This is a genomic window from Oceaniovalibus sp. ACAM 378 (assembly GCF_008085915.1).
In the GTDB taxonomy this organism is placed as follows: domain Bacteria; phylum Pseudomonadota; class Alphaproteobacteria; order Rhodobacterales; family Rhodobacteraceae; genus Oceaniglobus.
In genome coordinates, this window is sequence record NZ_VSJK01000012.1 from 159775 (window position 1) to 175201 (window position 15427).

Annotated in this window: 11 protein-coding genes and 1 pseudogene; 2 read left to right on the plus strand and 10 right to left on the minus strand. The window is 63.2% G+C overall.

The genetic code is table 11. The features are described from left to right. Positions 1–6: 6 nt before the first annotated feature. Both hslU and hslV read right to left on the minus strand, forming a co-directional pair. Complete coding sequence (gene hslU, locus FQ320_RS17090) at positions 7–1317, minus strand: ATP-dependent protease ATPase subunit HslU (RefSeq protein ID WP_148474390.1); 1311 nt, start codon at positions 1315–1317, stop codon at positions 7–9. A 74-nt stretch (positions 1318–1391) separates the two neighbouring features. Further along, positions 1392–1949 carry an ATP-dependent protease subunit HslV gene (gene hslV / locus FQ320_RS17095; RefSeq protein WP_148474392.1) on the minus strand — a complete coding sequence of 186 codons (558 nt, stop codon included), beginning with the start codon at positions 1947–1949 and terminating at the stop codon, positions 1392–1394. A 62-nt stretch (positions 1950–2011) separates the two neighbouring features. Between hslV and FQ320_RS17100 the strand changes: the two genes are divergently transcribed. After that, a complete protein-coding gene (locus FQ320_RS17100; protein WP_148474394.1) occupies positions 2012–2923 on the plus strand; it encodes a hypothetical protein in 912 nt (303 codons plus the stop codon). Positions 2924–2979: 56 nt separating this feature from the next. Here the strand turns inward: FQ320_RS17100 and trxA are convergent, their stop codons facing one another. The 8 genes from trxA to regB form a co-directional block, all read right to left on the minus strand. Next, on the minus strand, positions 2980–3300 hold the full coding sequence (trxA, locus tag FQ320_RS17105; protein WP_148474396.1) for a thioredoxin: 321 nt from the start codon (positions 3298–3300) through the stop codon (positions 2980–2982). Positions 3301–3388: 88 nt separating this feature from the next. After that, positions 3389–6748 (minus strand): double-strand break repair helicase AddA, encoded by a 3360-nt coding sequence (addA, locus tag FQ320_RS17110; RefSeq protein WP_148474398.1) that lies wholly within the window; start codon positions 6746–6748, stop codon positions 3389–3391. Continuing rightward, positions 6745–9684: a double-strand break repair protein AddB gene (addB, locus tag FQ320_RS17115; protein WP_148474399.1), complete on the minus strand. Its 2940-nt coding sequence runs from the start codon at positions 9682–9684 to the stop codon at positions 6745–6747. Before addB ends, addA begins: the two co-directional genes overlap by 4 nt. A 3-nt stretch (positions 9685–9687) precedes the next feature. Then, on the minus strand, positions 9688–10398 hold the full coding sequence (locus tag FQ320_RS17120; protein ID WP_148474401.1) for a nucleotidyltransferase family protein: 711 nt from the start codon (positions 10396–10398) through the stop codon (positions 9688–9690). Then, positions 10374–11399, minus strand: a complete 1026-nt coding sequence (locus FQ320_RS17125; RefSeq protein WP_148474403.1) for an aminoglycoside phosphotransferase family protein — start codon at positions 11397–11399, stop codon at positions 10374–10376. Before FQ320_RS17125 ends, FQ320_RS17120 begins: the two co-directional genes overlap by 25 nt. Beyond that, a complete protein-coding gene (gene tsaE / locus FQ320_RS17130) occupies positions 11396–11854 on the minus strand; it encodes a tRNA (adenosine(37)-N6)-threonylcarbamoyltransferase complex ATPase subunit type 1 TsaE (RefSeq protein WP_255509576.1) in 459 nt (152 codons plus the stop codon). Before tsaE ends, FQ320_RS17125 begins: the two co-directional genes overlap by 4 nt. A 70-nt stretch (positions 11855–11924) precedes the next feature. Beyond that, positions 11925–13514: a PAS domain-containing protein gene (locus FQ320_RS17135; protein ID WP_148474407.1), complete on the minus strand. Its 1590-nt coding sequence runs from the start codon at positions 13512–13514 to the stop codon at positions 11925–11927. Between the two features lie 160 nt (positions 13515–13674). Then, positions 13675–15069 (minus strand): sensor histidine kinase RegB, encoded by a 1395-nt coding sequence (gene regB / locus FQ320_RS17140; protein ID WP_148474451.1) that lies wholly within the window; start codon positions 15067–15069, stop codon positions 13675–13677. 104 nt (positions 15070–15173) lie between these two features. On the opposite strand from regB, the pseudogene FQ320_RS26040 reads away from it, so the two are divergent. Then, a pseudogene (locus tag FQ320_RS26040) lies at positions 15174–15427 on the plus strand (hypothetical protein); the annotation flags it as partial.

A 15427-nucleotide genomic window follows, 5' to 3' on the forward strand; every position in this document is an offset into this window, starting at 1 on the left:
AGGGGGCTACAGCACGTATCTGCTCATATCGGCGGAACGGGCCAGTTCACCCAGATTTGCCTCGACGAAATCGGCATCCACCACGATTTCTTCGCCACCACGGTCGGGCGCGGTGAACGACAGTTCCTCGAACACCCTTTCCATGATGGTATAAAGACGCCGCGCGCCGATATTCTCGATCGCTTCATTGACCTGAAACGCGATCTTGGCCAGCGCGCGGATACCTTCGGGGGTAAAGGAAACGCCCACCTCTTCGGTCTTCATCAATGCGGTGTATTGCAGCGTCAGCGCGTTGTCGGTTTCGGTCAGGATGCGCACAAAATCTTCTTCGGTAAGCGGGCGCAGTTCCACCCGGATCGGCAGTCGTCCCTGCAATTCGGGCAACAGGTCAGAGGGTTTGGCGATGTGAAATGCGCCTGATGCAATGAACAGGATGTGGTCGGTTTTGACCGGGCCGTATTTCGTCGAAACAGTCGTGCCTTCGATCAGGGGCAGCAGATCGCGCTGCACGCCTTCACGCGACACATCCGCGCCGCGCGCATCAGAGCGGGCACAAACCTTGTCGATCTCATCAAGAAACACGATGCCGCTTTCCTGCACCGCTTCCAGCGCGGCTTTAGTGACGGTTTCATCGTCCAGCAGCTTGTCCGCCTCTTCGCCCAGCAGCACCTCATAGCTTTCCAAAACAGTCAGCCGCTTTTTCACCTTGCGACCGCCCATCGCCTTGCCGAACAGATCGCCCAGATTCATCATCCCGCCCATCTGTCCGGGCTGCATCCCCGGCAGTTCCATCGCGCCAAGAGGGTTCGAAGTGTCGGTCAGTTCCAACTCGATCTCGGTATCGTCCAACAGACCATCGCGCAGCTTCTTGCGGAACATCTCGCGGGTCTGTTCGCGGGCGCCTTCGCCGGCAATCGCCTCAACCACGCGGTTTTCGGCGTTCTGCTGGGCCCGGGCCTTCACGTCTTCGCGCATATAGTCGCGGGTCATCGTGATGGCGGATTCCACCAGATCGCGGATGATCTGTTCAACGTCGCGCCCGACATATCCGACTTCGGTGAATTTCGTCGCCTCGACCTTCAGAAAGGGCGCGCGGGCCAGTTTGGCCAGACGGCGCGAAATCTCGGTCTTGCCCACGCCGGTGGGGCCGATCATCAGGATATTCTTCGGATACACCTCGTCCCGCAGGTCATCGCCCAGTTGTTTGCGACGCCAGCGGTTGCGCAGGGCAACGGCCACGGCGCGTTTGGCGTCCTGTTGGCCGATGATGAAACGGTCCAGTTCGGAAACGATTTCGCGGGGGGTCAGATCGGTCATGGGTGTCATCCTCTGTTACGGTGTGACTTATGTGCCAAGGGCAAGTTTGCCAACCATGTGGCGGAGGAAGGTCATCACGGCGCGATCTTTTCGACGGTCAGCTTGCCGTTGGTGTAGACACAGATATCTGCCGCAATCGCCATGGCGCGGCGGGCGATTTCCTCGGCACCCAGATCGCCGTCCATCAGGGCACGGGCGGCCGCAAGCGCATAGTTACCGCCCGATCCGATGGCAGTGACGTCATGTTCCGGTTCCAGAACATCGCCCGCGCCGGTGATCACATAAAGATCAGTGCCGTCCGTGACGATCAGCATGGCTTCAAGTTTTTGCAGGTATTTGTCGGTACGCCAGTCCTTGGCCAGTTCGACCGCGGCGCGCTGCAACTGGCCCGGTGTCGCCTCAAGTTTGGCCTCGAGGCGTTCCAGCAGGGTAAAGGCGTCGGCGGTCGATCCGGCGAACCCCGCCACCACTTCGTGCCCGCCGGGTTTCAGGCGGCGCACCTTTCGCGCGGTGCCCTTGATCACCGTCTGGCCCAGACTGACCTGCCCGTCTCCGGCGATCACCACCTCGCCGCCCTTGCGTACGCCGATGATCGTGGTTCCGTGCCAGCCGGGAAATTCGCTCTTAGCCATGTCGTGCCCTTTCGTTTCAAGCTATATGGCGGCAGGCCCAGCCAAGGACAACCGGTCTGCCGATGTGCAAAACCCTGAGCGTGTTTTATGACGAGGAATTGCTGGCCCGGGCGCGGGCGGGGCAGCACAATTATTCCAACCGGCTGATTTCCGCGTTCAACGACCGGGGCATGACGGTCGAACTGTGCCGCAATTCAGATGCCGCACGCGCCGCTTCCGAGCAACAGCCCGGCTATGCTTTGTTTCACATGGAACATCCGTTTCACCCGCGGGCGCTGACCACGCGGCTTGCCTATCTTTATCCTTTCTGGCGGATCGAGGCTTCGGCAAAGCGGTGGGAGTGGTCGATTACCCGCGAAACGTTTGATCCCGGGATGATTGACCGGGCGGCGGCACAGCGGTTCTGGGACCGACGGCGCAGGCAACATTTCGGACATCACGCCGACAAGATCACCCGTGACGGATATGTCTATGTACCGCTTCAGGGGCGATTGCTGGACCGGCGCAGTTTCCAGACCGTCAGTCCGATTGCCATGCTCGGCGAAACACTGGCCCACAGCGGTGACCGGCGGGTCATCGCCGCGCTGCACCCGAATGAGATCTATGACGATGCCGAACGCGCAGCACTTGATACGCTGGCCGGTGCCCACACTCGCCTTTCGGTCGTAAAACGCCCGATGGAGCCTCTGCTGCGGGGGTGCGACTATGTGGTGACGCAGAATTCATCTGTCGCCCTGATGGGATATTTTCTGGAAAAGCCCGCAATCCTGTTCGCGCAAATCGATTTTCACCATATCGCGCTGAATGTCGCGATGTTGGGCATCGAACGCGCTTTTGCCCGGGTTGCCGACCACCGGCCCGATTTCGCCGGATACTTATATTGGTTCCTGAAACAGACGACGATCAACGCGGGCGATGACATGGCAGGGGAACAGATCATCGCCGCCGTGCGTCGCCATGGCTGGGATGTCTGAAACGCAAAAGGGCGCCCGTTGCGGGGCGCCCTTGTCGTGAAACCTGTCGGAATGGCTCAGATTTCGCTTTCGATCCAGCTGGCCAGTGCCGCCTTGGGGGCTGCGCCCACCTTGTTCGACACGACTGCTCCGTCTTTGAACAGGAACAGTGCCGGAATGCCGCGAACGCCCATCTGAGAGGGGGAATTCGGGTTCTCGTCGACGTTGACTTTGACGAACTTGACCCGGCCTTCATACTGGGTGCTGAGTTCTTCCAGCGCCGGGCCGATCTGTTTGCAGGGTCCACACCATTCGGCCCAGAAATCGACGACGACGGGGATGTCGCTCTGTTTGACTTCGGCATCGAAGGTGGCGTCGGTGACTGCAAAGGTGGCCATGTGAATTCTCCTGCGGAATGGGGTCAGGCCGGAACCTATGTACCGGGGATCGGGCCGTCAAGATGTCGGGGTTATTGTGCGCCCGATCTCACGATGTCGTGGTGGCGGTCAGCGCCCGGAGCAGCGCCGCCTTGGACAATGCGGCAGGCACAGGCATCAACGTGGCAGTGCGCGTCCACAGGATAGCGGTCTCAATGGCGCGGTCGGGGAATATTTCGGCCAGTGCAGCGGCATAAAGCCCCAACTGGCGCAGAACCCCTTCGGGCACCGCTTGGGCCGTTTCCGGAACCAGCCGGTTCGATTTGTAATCGACGGCCAGAACCCTGTCAGCGGTCACGATCAGCCGGTCGACGATCCCGTTCATCGCCTGCCCGCCCGGATGGGCCGAAAGCTCGACCTCGCTCAGCCCCTCGGCGCCGAACAGATCGGCCAGTTCCGGTGAGATCAGCGATGGGCGGACCTCCTCCAACGTTTCCTCGGCCCGGTCGTCACCCACCAGACGCGCGGCCATCGCGGGCCACAATTCGGGCGCATGGCCCGGCAGATGCTCAAGCAGCAGGTGAATCGCGGTTCCCCGCTCCATCGCCTCGTCGCGCAATTCAGGCATCATTTCGCCCGGTAACGCCTTTGCCCCGCCAAGCCCCGAAGGGATCAGCGCGGGTTCAATGACGGCGGGCAGGGGTGCGGGCCGGGCCACCCAGCCCGGCATCATCGACACCAGCGCGGGCTTGGCCTGCCGCTCGACCAACGCACCCCCCGTCCAGTCGCCATGGGAAAGCCTTATGCCATCGCCGGTGGGGAAGGTGCAGCGCAGGAAATCCATGTCCGACATCGCCTGTTCCACGGCGCCATACCATGACGGCGTGGGGGGATTGCCCGCGCCACAGACGATCAACCAGGTTTCCGCCCGGGTCATCGCCACATACAGCAGCCGCGCCCGTTCGGCATCGTCACCCTCGACCAGCCCGGCCTTGGCGGACTTCAGCAGTTCCGGCATCTCGTCGGCCCGGGTGCGCCACAGGGGGGTGCCGTCATCTGCCGGGAAAACTTCGTCGCGGATATCGGTTTTCTTGCGCAGAGTGTCGGGCAGGATGACGATCGGCGCTTCAAGCCCCTTGGCCCCATGCACCGACATCACGCGGATTCGGCTGCCGGCACTGTCGGCCTGACGCTTGACCTCGACATCGTCGGCATCCAGCCAGGCAAGGAACCCGGTCAGCGACGGAATATCCATCCGTTCATAGGCCAGAGCCTGATTCAGCAGTTCGTCCAACCCATCCTGAGCTTCGTCGCCAAGCCGCGCCAAAAGATTGGCCCGTCCGCGATGGCGCAGCATGATCCGGTCAAGCAGGTCATAGGGGCGCAAGAAATCGGCATCTTTGCGCAGGGCATCGATCACCGCCAGCGTTGCGGGAAACTCGGCGCGTCGATTGCGCAAAGCCTGCCACAGGTATCGTTCGCTCCGTTCCGCCGCCAGACCATAGAGCTCTGCCTCGCTCCACCCGAACAGCGGCGAACGCAGGGCGGCCGCAAGCGACAGATCATCCTCGGGCGTGGCAAGGAACGACAGAAGCGCGCGCAGATCGCGAACCGCCAGTTCCGCGCCAAGTTTCAACCGGTCGGCCCCGGCAATGTCCAGACGCTGCTGCTTGCAGGCGCGGATGATCTCGTTGAACAGGCGTTTGCGACGTTGCACAAGGATCAGAAAATCGCCCGCATGAACCGGGCGTCGTGTGCCGCCTTGGGCCGGAACAGTCTCTTTGTCGTCGATCATCCGGCGGATTTCACCGGCAATTGCCCGCGCCAATCGCACATCGGCGGCGTTGGGGCTGACCCGGTCGACGGGATCGGTCCAATCGGCGTCCTCGTCCTCATCCTCGGGAAGCAGGATCGGCCAGAGATCGACCCGGCCGGGCAGATCATCGTGAAACGCCCGGTGGCTTGCCGTAAGGTCAAGCGGGCCGTCACCCTCGCCGCCGAACACTGCATCCACCACCGACAGCACCGCACCGGACGACCGGAACGAGTGTTGCAGTTCCAGCCTCTGCAACGGAGCGGTCCCCGACAGCCTGCTGCGGAACCGGTCATACATGCGTTCAAATTCGTCGGGATCGGCCCCCTGAAAGGAATAGATCGATTGTTTCCGGTCCCCGACCACAAACAGCGACCTCTCGCCCGCCGAGCGTAACCCGTCTCCGGCGGAAAACTCCTGAGTCAGCCGCTCGATCACGCTCCATTGCGCCGGGCTGGTGTCCTGTGCCTCATCCACCAGAATGTGATCGATTCCGCCATCCAGCCGGAACAGAACCCATTGCGCGACCGCCGGATCGGTCAGCAACCCGCGCGCTTTGAGAATCAGATCTTCGAAATCAAGCCACCCGCGTGCCAGTTTGCGATCCTCGTACAACGGCAGGAAAATCTGGGCGAAGCGGTGCAGCGCGATGGATTTTTCGGCGGCGATCAGGCAAAGTCGGCTGTCGCGCGCCGTCTCTACCCGCAGCATCAGGTTGTCCAGCGCGGTGATATCATCGCCCAGTTTCCCACGTGTCGCCTTGGTGGGAAAGCTGCCCGTCTTGGCGCCGAACGGCGATTTGGCCGTGCCGCCAAAAAGCATCACACCCTCGCAGATCGCCAGATCGCCAAGGCCGGGGTTGGTGGCATTGACAGGACCAAGCGCCGCCGCCGCCTTTTGGTCTGTGACTGTTCCGGCTGAAAGTACGGGCAGCAGGCGGGAAAACAACGCGTGCTCACTGCCAAGGAACACCGAACCGATCAGCGTTTCAGCGTCCGATTCGGGGGCAAGGCCGAACCGCCCGAATATAGCAGCATCATCCAGTGGCGGCAGAAAACGGTCGCGATAACGAGAGACTGCGCCGATCAGGGCGGAAAAATCTTCGCCGGTGTAATGCCGTGCCAGCCCGTCGATCACATCCGGCGCAAGGGTCTCTGCCATCTCCTCGACAATCTCATCGGTCAGCAGCCGCGCGGCGCGTTCATCCATTTCGGTGAACTGCGGCGACACTCCAGCCTCAAGCGGAAAGCGGCGCAAGAGCGCGGCGCAGAATGAGTGGATCGTCTGGATCTTCAGCCCACCGGGGGTTTCGATCGCCCGAGCGAACAGCGTGCGCGCCTGCGCAAGGCGCTCGGCCCCGATGTCTTCTGCGTCGCCCAGCCCAAGATCGCCAAGTTCCGCGCGCAGCCCGGCGTCGGGCGTCATCGCCCATTCGCCCAGCCGCCGGAACAGCCGGTTCTGCATCTCGGACGCCGCCGCCTTGGTGTAGGTCAGGCACAGGATGTTCTGTGGCGATGCCCCGTCCAGCAACAGCCGCGCCACCCGGTCAGTCAGCACCCGCGTCTTGCCCGATCCGGCATTGGCCGAAAGCCAAGTGGACGTGCCCGGATCGGCGGCCTGAATCTGGCGGGCGGTGGCCTCGTTTGGCGCGATCATCCGACATCCTCCGGCATTGGTGGTTGGCTTTCGTCCCATTCTCCGAACCGCGCGAGATGGTCGTAATCACCGTCGTTCCACGTCTTGTGCATGGCGCGGCGGCTGGAATACCCTTGGGTCCGGCGATCAAAGGCCGCCAGCAGGCGACGCAATCCGGCGATGGTTTCATCGGGGTCGAGCGGTTCTTCGGCCTCGTGATCGCGCAGGGGCAGGAGGGTGAACACCGGGGTGCTGCCCAGCCCGATATAGGCCACTTCGGCCACTGCCGCCCGGGGCACGCCCTTGACCGCGCCAGCCTCGGCCATGGCGGCCTCAAGCAGCAACTGCTTGTCGAAATATTCCATCTCGGGCGGCTTTGGCGGTGTGCCGGTCTTATAGTCATAGATCACCAGCCGCCCGTCGGTCCGCCGGTCGATCCTGTCGGCTTTGCCGGTCAGGGTGAAGGCGGTTCCGGGCACCGCAAAGGCGCCGCTGCCTTCCAGAGCCAGTGGTGTGGCCTCGATCCGCCGCGTTGCTTCGCCGTCCAGAAACCAGTCGGCGACCCGCGCCAGCCGCGCCGCCCACATGCGCCGGGCGGTGGGCCAGGGCACTTCTTCGGCCAGAACAGTCTCGGTCAGCGCCAACAGGCGAGCCCGCGCATCGGGCGCTGTCGGATCTGGCACTTCGGCGACGAAACGCTCAAAGATCGCATGCACCACCGTGCCGCGCAGGGGCGCGTCGGGCATCTGGTGCAGCGGGTCCAGCGGGCGCAGCCGCAGGATATGCCGGGCATAGATTGCATAGGGATCGCGGATCAGCGTCTTGATCTGCGTCACCGACAGTTGCGTCGGGCGGGCTTCGACCGGCGGTCGGGGGGCGGGACGGGGCGCAGGGGAAACCGTCTCGAAATCCGCCTCGATGGCGCGGGCAAGATCGAGCCAGCCTTGTCCCTTTGCGCGCATCGCGGCTAGAGCTTCGGGGCCGCCAATGCCGGGCAGCCCGCTGAGCAGGTTGCTCAGCCGGTTCAGCCAGCGTGACACCACGGTTTCCGCCTCCGCGTCGCGGGTGGCGCGGGTCAGGATGACGGTTTTCGCGCCAATCGCCTGCTGAAAATCATGCGCCGACAGGCCGACACGCCGTTCGGGCAGCAACAACCCGGCCTGTTGACGCATCCGCCGGTTCAGCCATGGATCGGGCGCGGGCAGTTGCGGCCAGATACCATCGTTCAGCCCGCCGAGGATCACCAGATCGGCCCCCTGCACCCGCGCCTCAAGCGTGCCCCAGATCATCACGCCGGGATGGGATTGCACAGGTTCGCGCACTTCGCCGGTATCCAGAACACCCTGCAACAGCATGCGAAAATCCGCCGTGCCCATGTCGCCGCCGGTGTCGGCCACGGCGCGCAGTTCGGCGATCTTCTTTGCAGCCTCGTTCCCCGCTTCCTTTAACCACAATTCGCCGCTGCCACCTTCGGGACCACCGGCCAGCGCTTCGGACAATGCGATCAGCCGTTCCAGATGCACGGTCAGGGAGTCTGTGCCAAGGAATTCCAACCCCGCCAGAAGCGGCGCGAGCCATCCGGCCCATGCGATGTCTTCGGCGCTGCGGTCGGCGGCCCAGCCCATGATGGTTTCACCCGTGGGAAATGCGGGGCCTTTTCGCCGCTGCCACAGTTCAAATTCGCGGGTCAGGCGCAGATGCGGGCCACGATCACCCGCCGAGTTGCTCAATGGATGTTTCAGCAGCGCCAAAAGCGTTTCGGCGGTCAGTCGCGTGCCGAACAACCCCGCCACCTGCCGCAAAAACCGCCCCGGTGCGGACAGCGCCAAAGGACGCCCCGCGCTGTCATCGGGAATCAGCGACCAGCGGTCCAGCGCCGCGGCAACCTGCCGGGTCAGCATCCGGTCGGGGGTGATCAGAGCGGCGGTTTCACCCCGCTCGGCAGCATCACGCAGACACAGAGCAATCGCCAGCGCCTCTTGTCGCGGGGTCGCGGCCTCGATCAGGGTCATGTCGCGGGTGGCGGGGGCCAGATCGCCCAGATTGGGGCCCTCGGTCATCCACTGGTCTGTCACCGGTGCGGGGCGCAGCGCAAGCGAGACGAGCCGGTTGCGCGCGCGGGCCGGATCGGCGTCGCTCCAGCGTTGAACCTTGTCGGGGGTGATGTCGAGCCGCTGCATCAGCCGGGCGAAACGGAACTGCGGGTGATCTTCGCCCGACAGCGCATCATCCAGCCTGTCCCAGACCGCATCGGGCTGGTCAAAGTCGAATCCGGGCAGGATCACTGCGCCCTGCGGCAAACGCGCCACCGCCATCATCAGATCAGCCGTCGCGCCGCGCGATCCGGTTGACCCTGCAACGATCACCGGATGTTGTGGCGGATTATCCTGCCAGTGGGCGATCAACCGGTCGACCGATTGGCGCAGCATCCGCCCCGGATCGGGCGCGGCATCCTGTTCGAAAAACTGTCGCACGATCGAGATGAATCGCAAACTGCGCGCCCAATGGCCGGATTCGTCACTGACATCCAGCGCCTCCAACGCATCAGGGGCCACACCTTCGACCTGCATTTCCTCCATCAACGCGGCGAGGCTTTCGGCCAGATCGAAGATCGCCGCGCGGGGGGCCAGACTGCGATCCCTCTCAATCAGCAGACCGACCAGCCGCGCCAATTCCAGCCGCCGTTGCAGCGGTGACACCGGGGCAGGGCCGTCCGTGGGGGGCAGCACACCCGACAGATCGCCAAGCAATCGCAGGCGCGGCAACAGGCCGGTATGGGCGTGAAACAGATCTTGCACCCGGCGGCGCATCCGAGAGGTGTTGAGGAACAGATCGACCCGGGCTAGCGACTCGGGCGGGCCGGAAAGTCGCTCGCGCAGACCCGCCACCAGTTCGGCAGGGAAATCGGCACCGGGGGGCAGGGCAAAGATGCGGGGATGGGGCAGGGGATCGAACATCGGTCAGCCTTCGTTCCGGGAATTGCGGCGCTCCGGATCGCGCGCCAGCATCGTTTCGGCCAGAGCGATGCCGCCCGGGTGGCCAACATCGCACCAGCCGCCGGAATGTTCGACACCAAACAGCCGCCCCGTGCGACCGTACAGATCCCACAGCCGGTTCAGGGAAAACACCGTCTCGGAGATGTCGTGTAGCGCTTCGGTTTTCACGATCTGCGCCCCGACATAGACTTGGTCGCCGCCACGGTGCAACCGCCCGTCAGGGGCGAGAGAGAAATCTCCGGTGCCCTGCCGTCCTTCGGCCCGGTGCAGCGGAACCATGGCCAGCAGCGCATCCATTTTTTCGGGGTCCCATGTGGCCAGCAATGTCTCCATCGGGTTCGCCCCGGTCCAGACCGCATCGGTGTTCAGGGTCGCCACCGGCCCGGCCCCGAGCAAAGGCAGCGCATGGCGCAGACCGCCGCCGGTATCCAGGATCGCGTCACGCTCCCACGATAGGGCAACATCACGCGACGCAAGGTGTTGCGCCAGCATATCGCCGCGATAGTGGAGATTGACCACCCGTCGCGCGAACCCTCTGGTCAGCGCAAGCGCATGATCGATCAGCGGCAAGCCAGCCACGAGGATCAGGGGTTTCGGGCGGGCATCCGTCAGCGGCGCCATACGCGTGCCAAACCCCGCCGCAAACAGCATCACGGCATCGGGACGGTTGCGCATCGTGCTTTCAGCTCCTTCAGGTGGGTATCGGTCGGGGCGGGCAGATCGCGCAACACGATATTGCGCAGGTTCGTCAGGGCCGGATGGGACAGATCATGCATCAGATGGCCCCAGACGCGGGGGATCAGATCGACATAGCCCGGCTTGCCAAAGGCCAGCGACAGGCGCGCGAACACCCCGAGGATCCGCAGATTGCGCTGAACCCCCAACACCGCACAGGCGGCGCGGAACGGTTCGGGCGGCAGGCCGGTGGCGGCAAGATAACGCTCGGTCATCGCATCGCGCAAGGCAGGCGACACGTCGCGGCGCGCATCGGTCAGCAGGGAAGCAAGATCATAGGCCCGGTGCCCGGCCATCGCATCCTGAAAATCCAACAGGCCGACCCGCGCCAGACCGGTGTGAGCGGGCCGCCAGACCAGATTTTCGGCGTGATAGTCACGCAGCATCAGCACATCGGTGCCCGCTCCGTGCTCCAGCAATGCCGCGTTCAGCACCTCGCAAAAGCTGTCGGCGACGGCGGGGAGGTGGCCCGTTGCCCCAGAAACGTACCAGCCATAGGCCGGCGCGACGAAATCGGCGGTAAATGGCGGAGAGTATTGCGGCACGTCGGGCGGCGGAGGATGGCGGTGCAGCGCGACCAGAACATCAATGGCGGCGTCATACAGTTCAACTTCGCAGGCGGGCTCTTGTGCGATTTTGCGGGCAAATTGCGCGTCGCCGAAATCTTCCAGAACCAACAGGCCACTTTCGGCGTCTTCCGCAAGAATTTCGGGCGCGGACAACCCGCAGGTCAGAAGATGCCGTGCCAGACGGGTAAACGGGCGCACATCTTCGCCCCGTTCCGCCGGGGCATCCATCAGGACCACGGTATCACCGGTGGCCGGATCACGCAGCCGTTCATAGCGCCGGTTCGATGCGTCCCCGGCCAAAGGCGAGCGCTGCCAATCCGCCCAATCGCTGCGGGCCAGAAATCCGGCGATCAATTCGGGCCGGGCGGTCATTCGGCGTAGTCCGACAGCAGAGGTTCCAGCCGTGCCGCCCACGGTTTTGGTGCGCGGGCGGTGATCAGCCGCAGCGTTTCGCCCGATGGCTCAAGGGTCAGATGCAGCGCCATTGCAGGGGTTTCGGCACCAAGCCGGTCGGGCCATTCGACCAGACAGATCGCAGTATCAAACGCCAGATCCAGCCCCAGTTCCGCCACTTCGCCCGGGTCGCTCAGTCGGTACAGGTCGGCGTGCCAGATCTCGGTATCGCCAGCGTCATAGGTCTGGACCAGCGTGAAGGTCGGCGACGGGATGTCACGTTCGCCGGTTTCGCCCAGACGGGCACGGATCAGCGCGCGGGCCAGATGGGTCTTGCCCGCACCAATCGGCCCGTCCAGCAATACGGTATCGCCGGGCCGCAGAATCCGGGCCAGCCGCCGGGCAAATCCAGCAGTCTCGTCGGGGCCGTGCATCGTGAGGGTGAAAAGCGGATCGTGAACCATGCCCAAGTCATAGCAAGGCGGCCCGTGCCCGCAAGCCGGTTCAGCCTTTTTGCGCAATCAGATGCGCGCCCGAGCTGGCAAGACCGGGTGGCGCGGGCATATGGGCAAAGCGCGCGAGGGTCGATCCGCCGGCAATCCGCCGAAAGCCACAGGTCATCCCGCGACCGTCGCGCAGCATCGCGTTCATCTGCCATGCCTGGGTGCTGCGCGCATCGCTCAACACCAGAGATCGGGCCTCATCCCACCCCGGATTCGGAACGCTGGCCTGAGTCCAGCACTGCACCGCGCTATTGATATCCAGCGTTTCCAGCCCCTCGCGGGTGTCGGTGGACCACAGGCGGTCATAGGCGGCGTTGGTCATCGTCAGCACACCGTTCGCAGCAAACACCGCCAGCCCGTCGTCGATGGCATCAAGCACGGATTGTCCGGTCTCGATTTCATTGCGGAACCGGCGCGACAGGCCGACTTCATCGCTGATATCCTCGAACAACAAGGCGACCGCGCCGTCCACTTGCGGGCGTCCGGTGACGCGAAAGGTGCGGCCGAACGGCAGATGCCAGGTCTCGCGATATGTGCCGTCGGCGGCCGAAGCCTCAAGATCGACGATCTGATCGCGCCATGTGGCATAGTCCTTGGGTTCTGGCATCATCTGAAGATCGCGCAACGTGTCGAAGAAACCAAAGATCGACGGCCGCAGGATCAACTTCTCGGGCGCAATCGTCGTTAGATCAGCCAGCGACGGGTTGAACAGGGCCAGCCGCCGGTCGCGGGTAAACACCGCAAGACCCACAGGCAGGTCGGCAAAGGTCTTTGACAGCGTCTGCACGAAGGTCCGCTGAGAATCCTCGGCCTTGACCACGGTGTCGACATTCATCGCCGAAATCAGGAAATCACCATCCAGCGGTGTGACGTGAAACTGAAACCATGCCGGTGGAGCTTCGTCATTGCCGTCCAGCCGCGCGCGACGCGACGCAGGCGACGTCGATGCGGTCAGTTCCGGCGCGTCGATGTCGAACAGGCGGATCGGTGGCCAGAGACCGCGGCCCGACGGATCACCATAGATATTGCAGGCATCGACATAGGCCTGATTGACCCAGGTGATCTGCCCGTCGCCGTTCTGGCGCCAGACGAGAAACGGCATATGGTCGGTGGTGCTGCGCAAGATGTTCAGCTCGGATTCCAACGCGATCAGCGTCGCCTGATCCATTTCCACGGCGCTGTCCCCGCCTTCTACCGGCGCCAGCGTCAGGCGCAGGCGATTGCCCTGTCGGCGCAGCGCCGCAATCTGGGTCCGGTCCTTGGAGAACAAATGCCGGTGGTCATGGGGTTCCAGCCGCGCCACCGCGTCGGGCAGAGTGGGAAACCGTTGCGCCAAAAGTGCGATCAGGCCCGGCTTGTCCGACACCTTTTGTGCGGCGGTCGACAGGATCGACTGCGCCCGTTCCGTCACATCGACCAGAACCGCGCCATCGAAGACAAAGACAGCATCACCAGTGGTCAGAGAGGCGACCGCGCCCGGATCAATCGCCCGTGCACGATAGAGAAATGAGAGCCCAAGCAAGGCAAGAAACGAAATCGTCCCTGCCGCAATCACAGCCAACAAAGCCGCAATCGCCTGCTCAACAGTCATTTGAATCAACCGTAACCATATCGTTTACAAAAGCCGCAATTCCTGTCCGCCTTCAGAAGAGGAAACAGATGTTAACGAAAGGTTAAGAAATCTGACGCGGCTATTCGCGCTGGCAGTTGCAACCGTGGATTGTGCATTAAATGTGGCGCAGGATCACCAATCAGACCTCGAATGCACGGTTTTTGCCCAGGGCGATTCGCGGACGAGCCGGGGCCGGGGCGATATCTCGGCGGCGCCAACGGGTTTCGACGATGGCGCCGCGGGGCCGATCACCCGCCGCCTCCGAATCAGTTGATCTGACGCCGTTTGCAAAGCTCAGTTCGGCACCCGAGCGTTCCAGCAGGGTCTTGGCGATGAACAGACCCAGACCCATCCCGTCATATTCCGACCGACCGTCCGGCACCCCCCCGCGTTGGCGCAGGAACGGATCGCCCAGTCGGGGCAATAAATGCGGAGGATAACCGGGGCCGTCGTCGGCAATGCGCACATGGATCCGGTCATCGGACCAGTGAATGTCGATCCAGACCGTATCACTGGCGAAATCCACCGCGTTCTGCACCAGATTGCGCAACCCATGGATGATTTCGGGCCGGCGCTCAATCTCGGGCTGAGCGGGATCGGCACCGTCCAGCGGCCCGACATCATACAGGATCGTCTTGCCGCGATCACCGTGAGGCTCGGCCGCCTCTTGCACGACGGTGACCAGCGGGGCCCTGCGCAGATGCAAATCGTCTTTTCCGGCCCGGCCCATGGATCGGAGGATATCGCGGCAACGGTCTGCCTGTTCGGCGATCAGCAACGCATCGGCCCTCAGATCAGGGTCTTCGATCTCGTCCAGCAATTCGCGCGACACAAGTTTGATCGTCGCCAGCGGCGTGCCCAACTCATGCGCCGCCGCCGCCACCACCCCGCCCAGATCGGTCAGTTTCTGTTCCCGCGACAGAGCCATCTGGGTGGCGACCAGAGCGACGGCCATCGTATTCACCTCGCGGGTGACCCGCCGGGCGTAGGCGGCCAGAAAAACAATGCCGATCAGGATCGCGATCCAGAACCCGAAGACAAAGATTGACGGCATCCGCAGAATTGTCCCGTCCCCGGTCATCAACGGGATGTGCCACAGGGCCGCTGCCGTTATCGCAACAATCGCCACGCCGGAAACCAGAACGGTCGATCTCAGCTGCAAAGCCGTTGCCGAAATCGTCACCGGAGCAAGGATCAGCAGGGCGAAAGGGTTGTGCAGCCCGCCGGTCAGGATCAGCAGGACCGTAAGCTGAGTGATGTCGAACAGCAGCAGCAGCACCATCTCGCGCTCGGAAAGACGCTTGTTCTCGGGATAGATGAAATGTGCGACGATGTTCGTAATCACCGAGGCACCGATGGTCAGGATGCACCATCCCAATTCAAGCGACAGGTCGAACACCGTGGTGCCGACGACAATCGCGGCGATCTGGCCGAAGATCGCGATCGAGCGTAGAAGGATCAGCGTGCGCAGGCGAACCCAGTTCGACCGACGCCCGTCAGAAAAAGAGTCGGCAAAGGTTTCGCCGAACTGCATTTGTGGTGGCTGGTTCATCGGACTCACGACCATGTGTCAACCTGTCCCCTTGTAGCGGATGCCATAGACCGCGATCAATGCGGCGAATTTGAACGGAGTGTAAGATGATCCGGATCTATGCCATTGCTGCGATTGTCGCCCTGCTGGGGATGCTGGGGGCGATGTGGTACTATTTTGCCGTAGCGTCCCAGCGCGATCTGTTCGCGTCGTGCCGCACGTCACAGGTTGCGGCAGGGCAATCGCGTTTGGCTCACGCGTCTTACAGCCCATTGAGAACGCTGCATAAGAATGCCTCATCCCAGCCAGCTCGCTTGAGTTTGATGCTGAGAGAGCCTTTGGATGTGTCGCGTCGGACGAC

What these genes read in the sequence shown, in the direction of transcription:
- hslU (WP_148474390.1), bottom strand. Translation starts at nt 1,317, where the DNA reads ATGACCGATCTGACCCCCCGCGAAATCGTTTCCGAACTGGACCGTTTC.
- hslV (WP_148474392.1), bottom strand. Translation starts at nt 1,949, where the DNA reads ATGGCTAAGAGCGAATTTCCCGGCTGGCACGGAACCACGATCATCGGC.
- FQ320_RS17100 (WP_148474394.1), top strand. Translation starts at nt 2,012, where the DNA reads ATGTGCAAAACCCTGAGCGTGTTTTATGACGAGGAATTGCTGGCCCGG.
- trxA (WP_148474396.1), bottom strand. Translation starts at nt 3,300, where the DNA reads ATGGCCACCTTTGCAGTCACCGACGCCACCTTCGATGCCGAAGTCAAA.
- addA (WP_148474398.1), bottom strand. Translation starts at nt 6,748, where the DNA reads ATGATCGCGCCAAACGAGGCCACCGCCCGCCAGATTCAGGCCGCCGAT.
- addB (WP_148474399.1), bottom strand. Translation starts at nt 9,684, where the DNA reads ATGTTCGATCCCCTGCCCCATCCCCGCATCTTTGCCCTGCCCCCCGGT.
- FQ320_RS17120 (WP_148474401.1), bottom strand. Translation starts at nt 10,398, where the DNA reads ATGCGCAACCGTCCCGATGCCGTGATGCTGTTTGCGGCGGGGTTTGGC.
- FQ320_RS17125 (WP_148474403.1), bottom strand. Translation starts at nt 11,399, where the DNA reads ATGACCGCCCGGCCCGAATTGATCGCCGGATTTCTGGCCCGCAGCGAT.
- tsaE (WP_255509576.1), bottom strand. Translation starts at nt 11,854, where the DNA reads ATGCACGGCCCCGACGAGACTGCTGGATTTGCCCGGCGGCTGGCCCGG.
- FQ320_RS17135 (WP_148474407.1), bottom strand. Translation starts at nt 13,514, where the DNA reads ATGACTGTTGAGCAGGCGATTGCGGCTTTGTTGGCTGTGATTGCGGCA.
- regB (WP_148474451.1), bottom strand. Translation starts at nt 15,069, where the DNA reads ATGCAGTTCGGCGAAACCTTTGCCGACTCTTTTTCTGACGGGCGTCGG.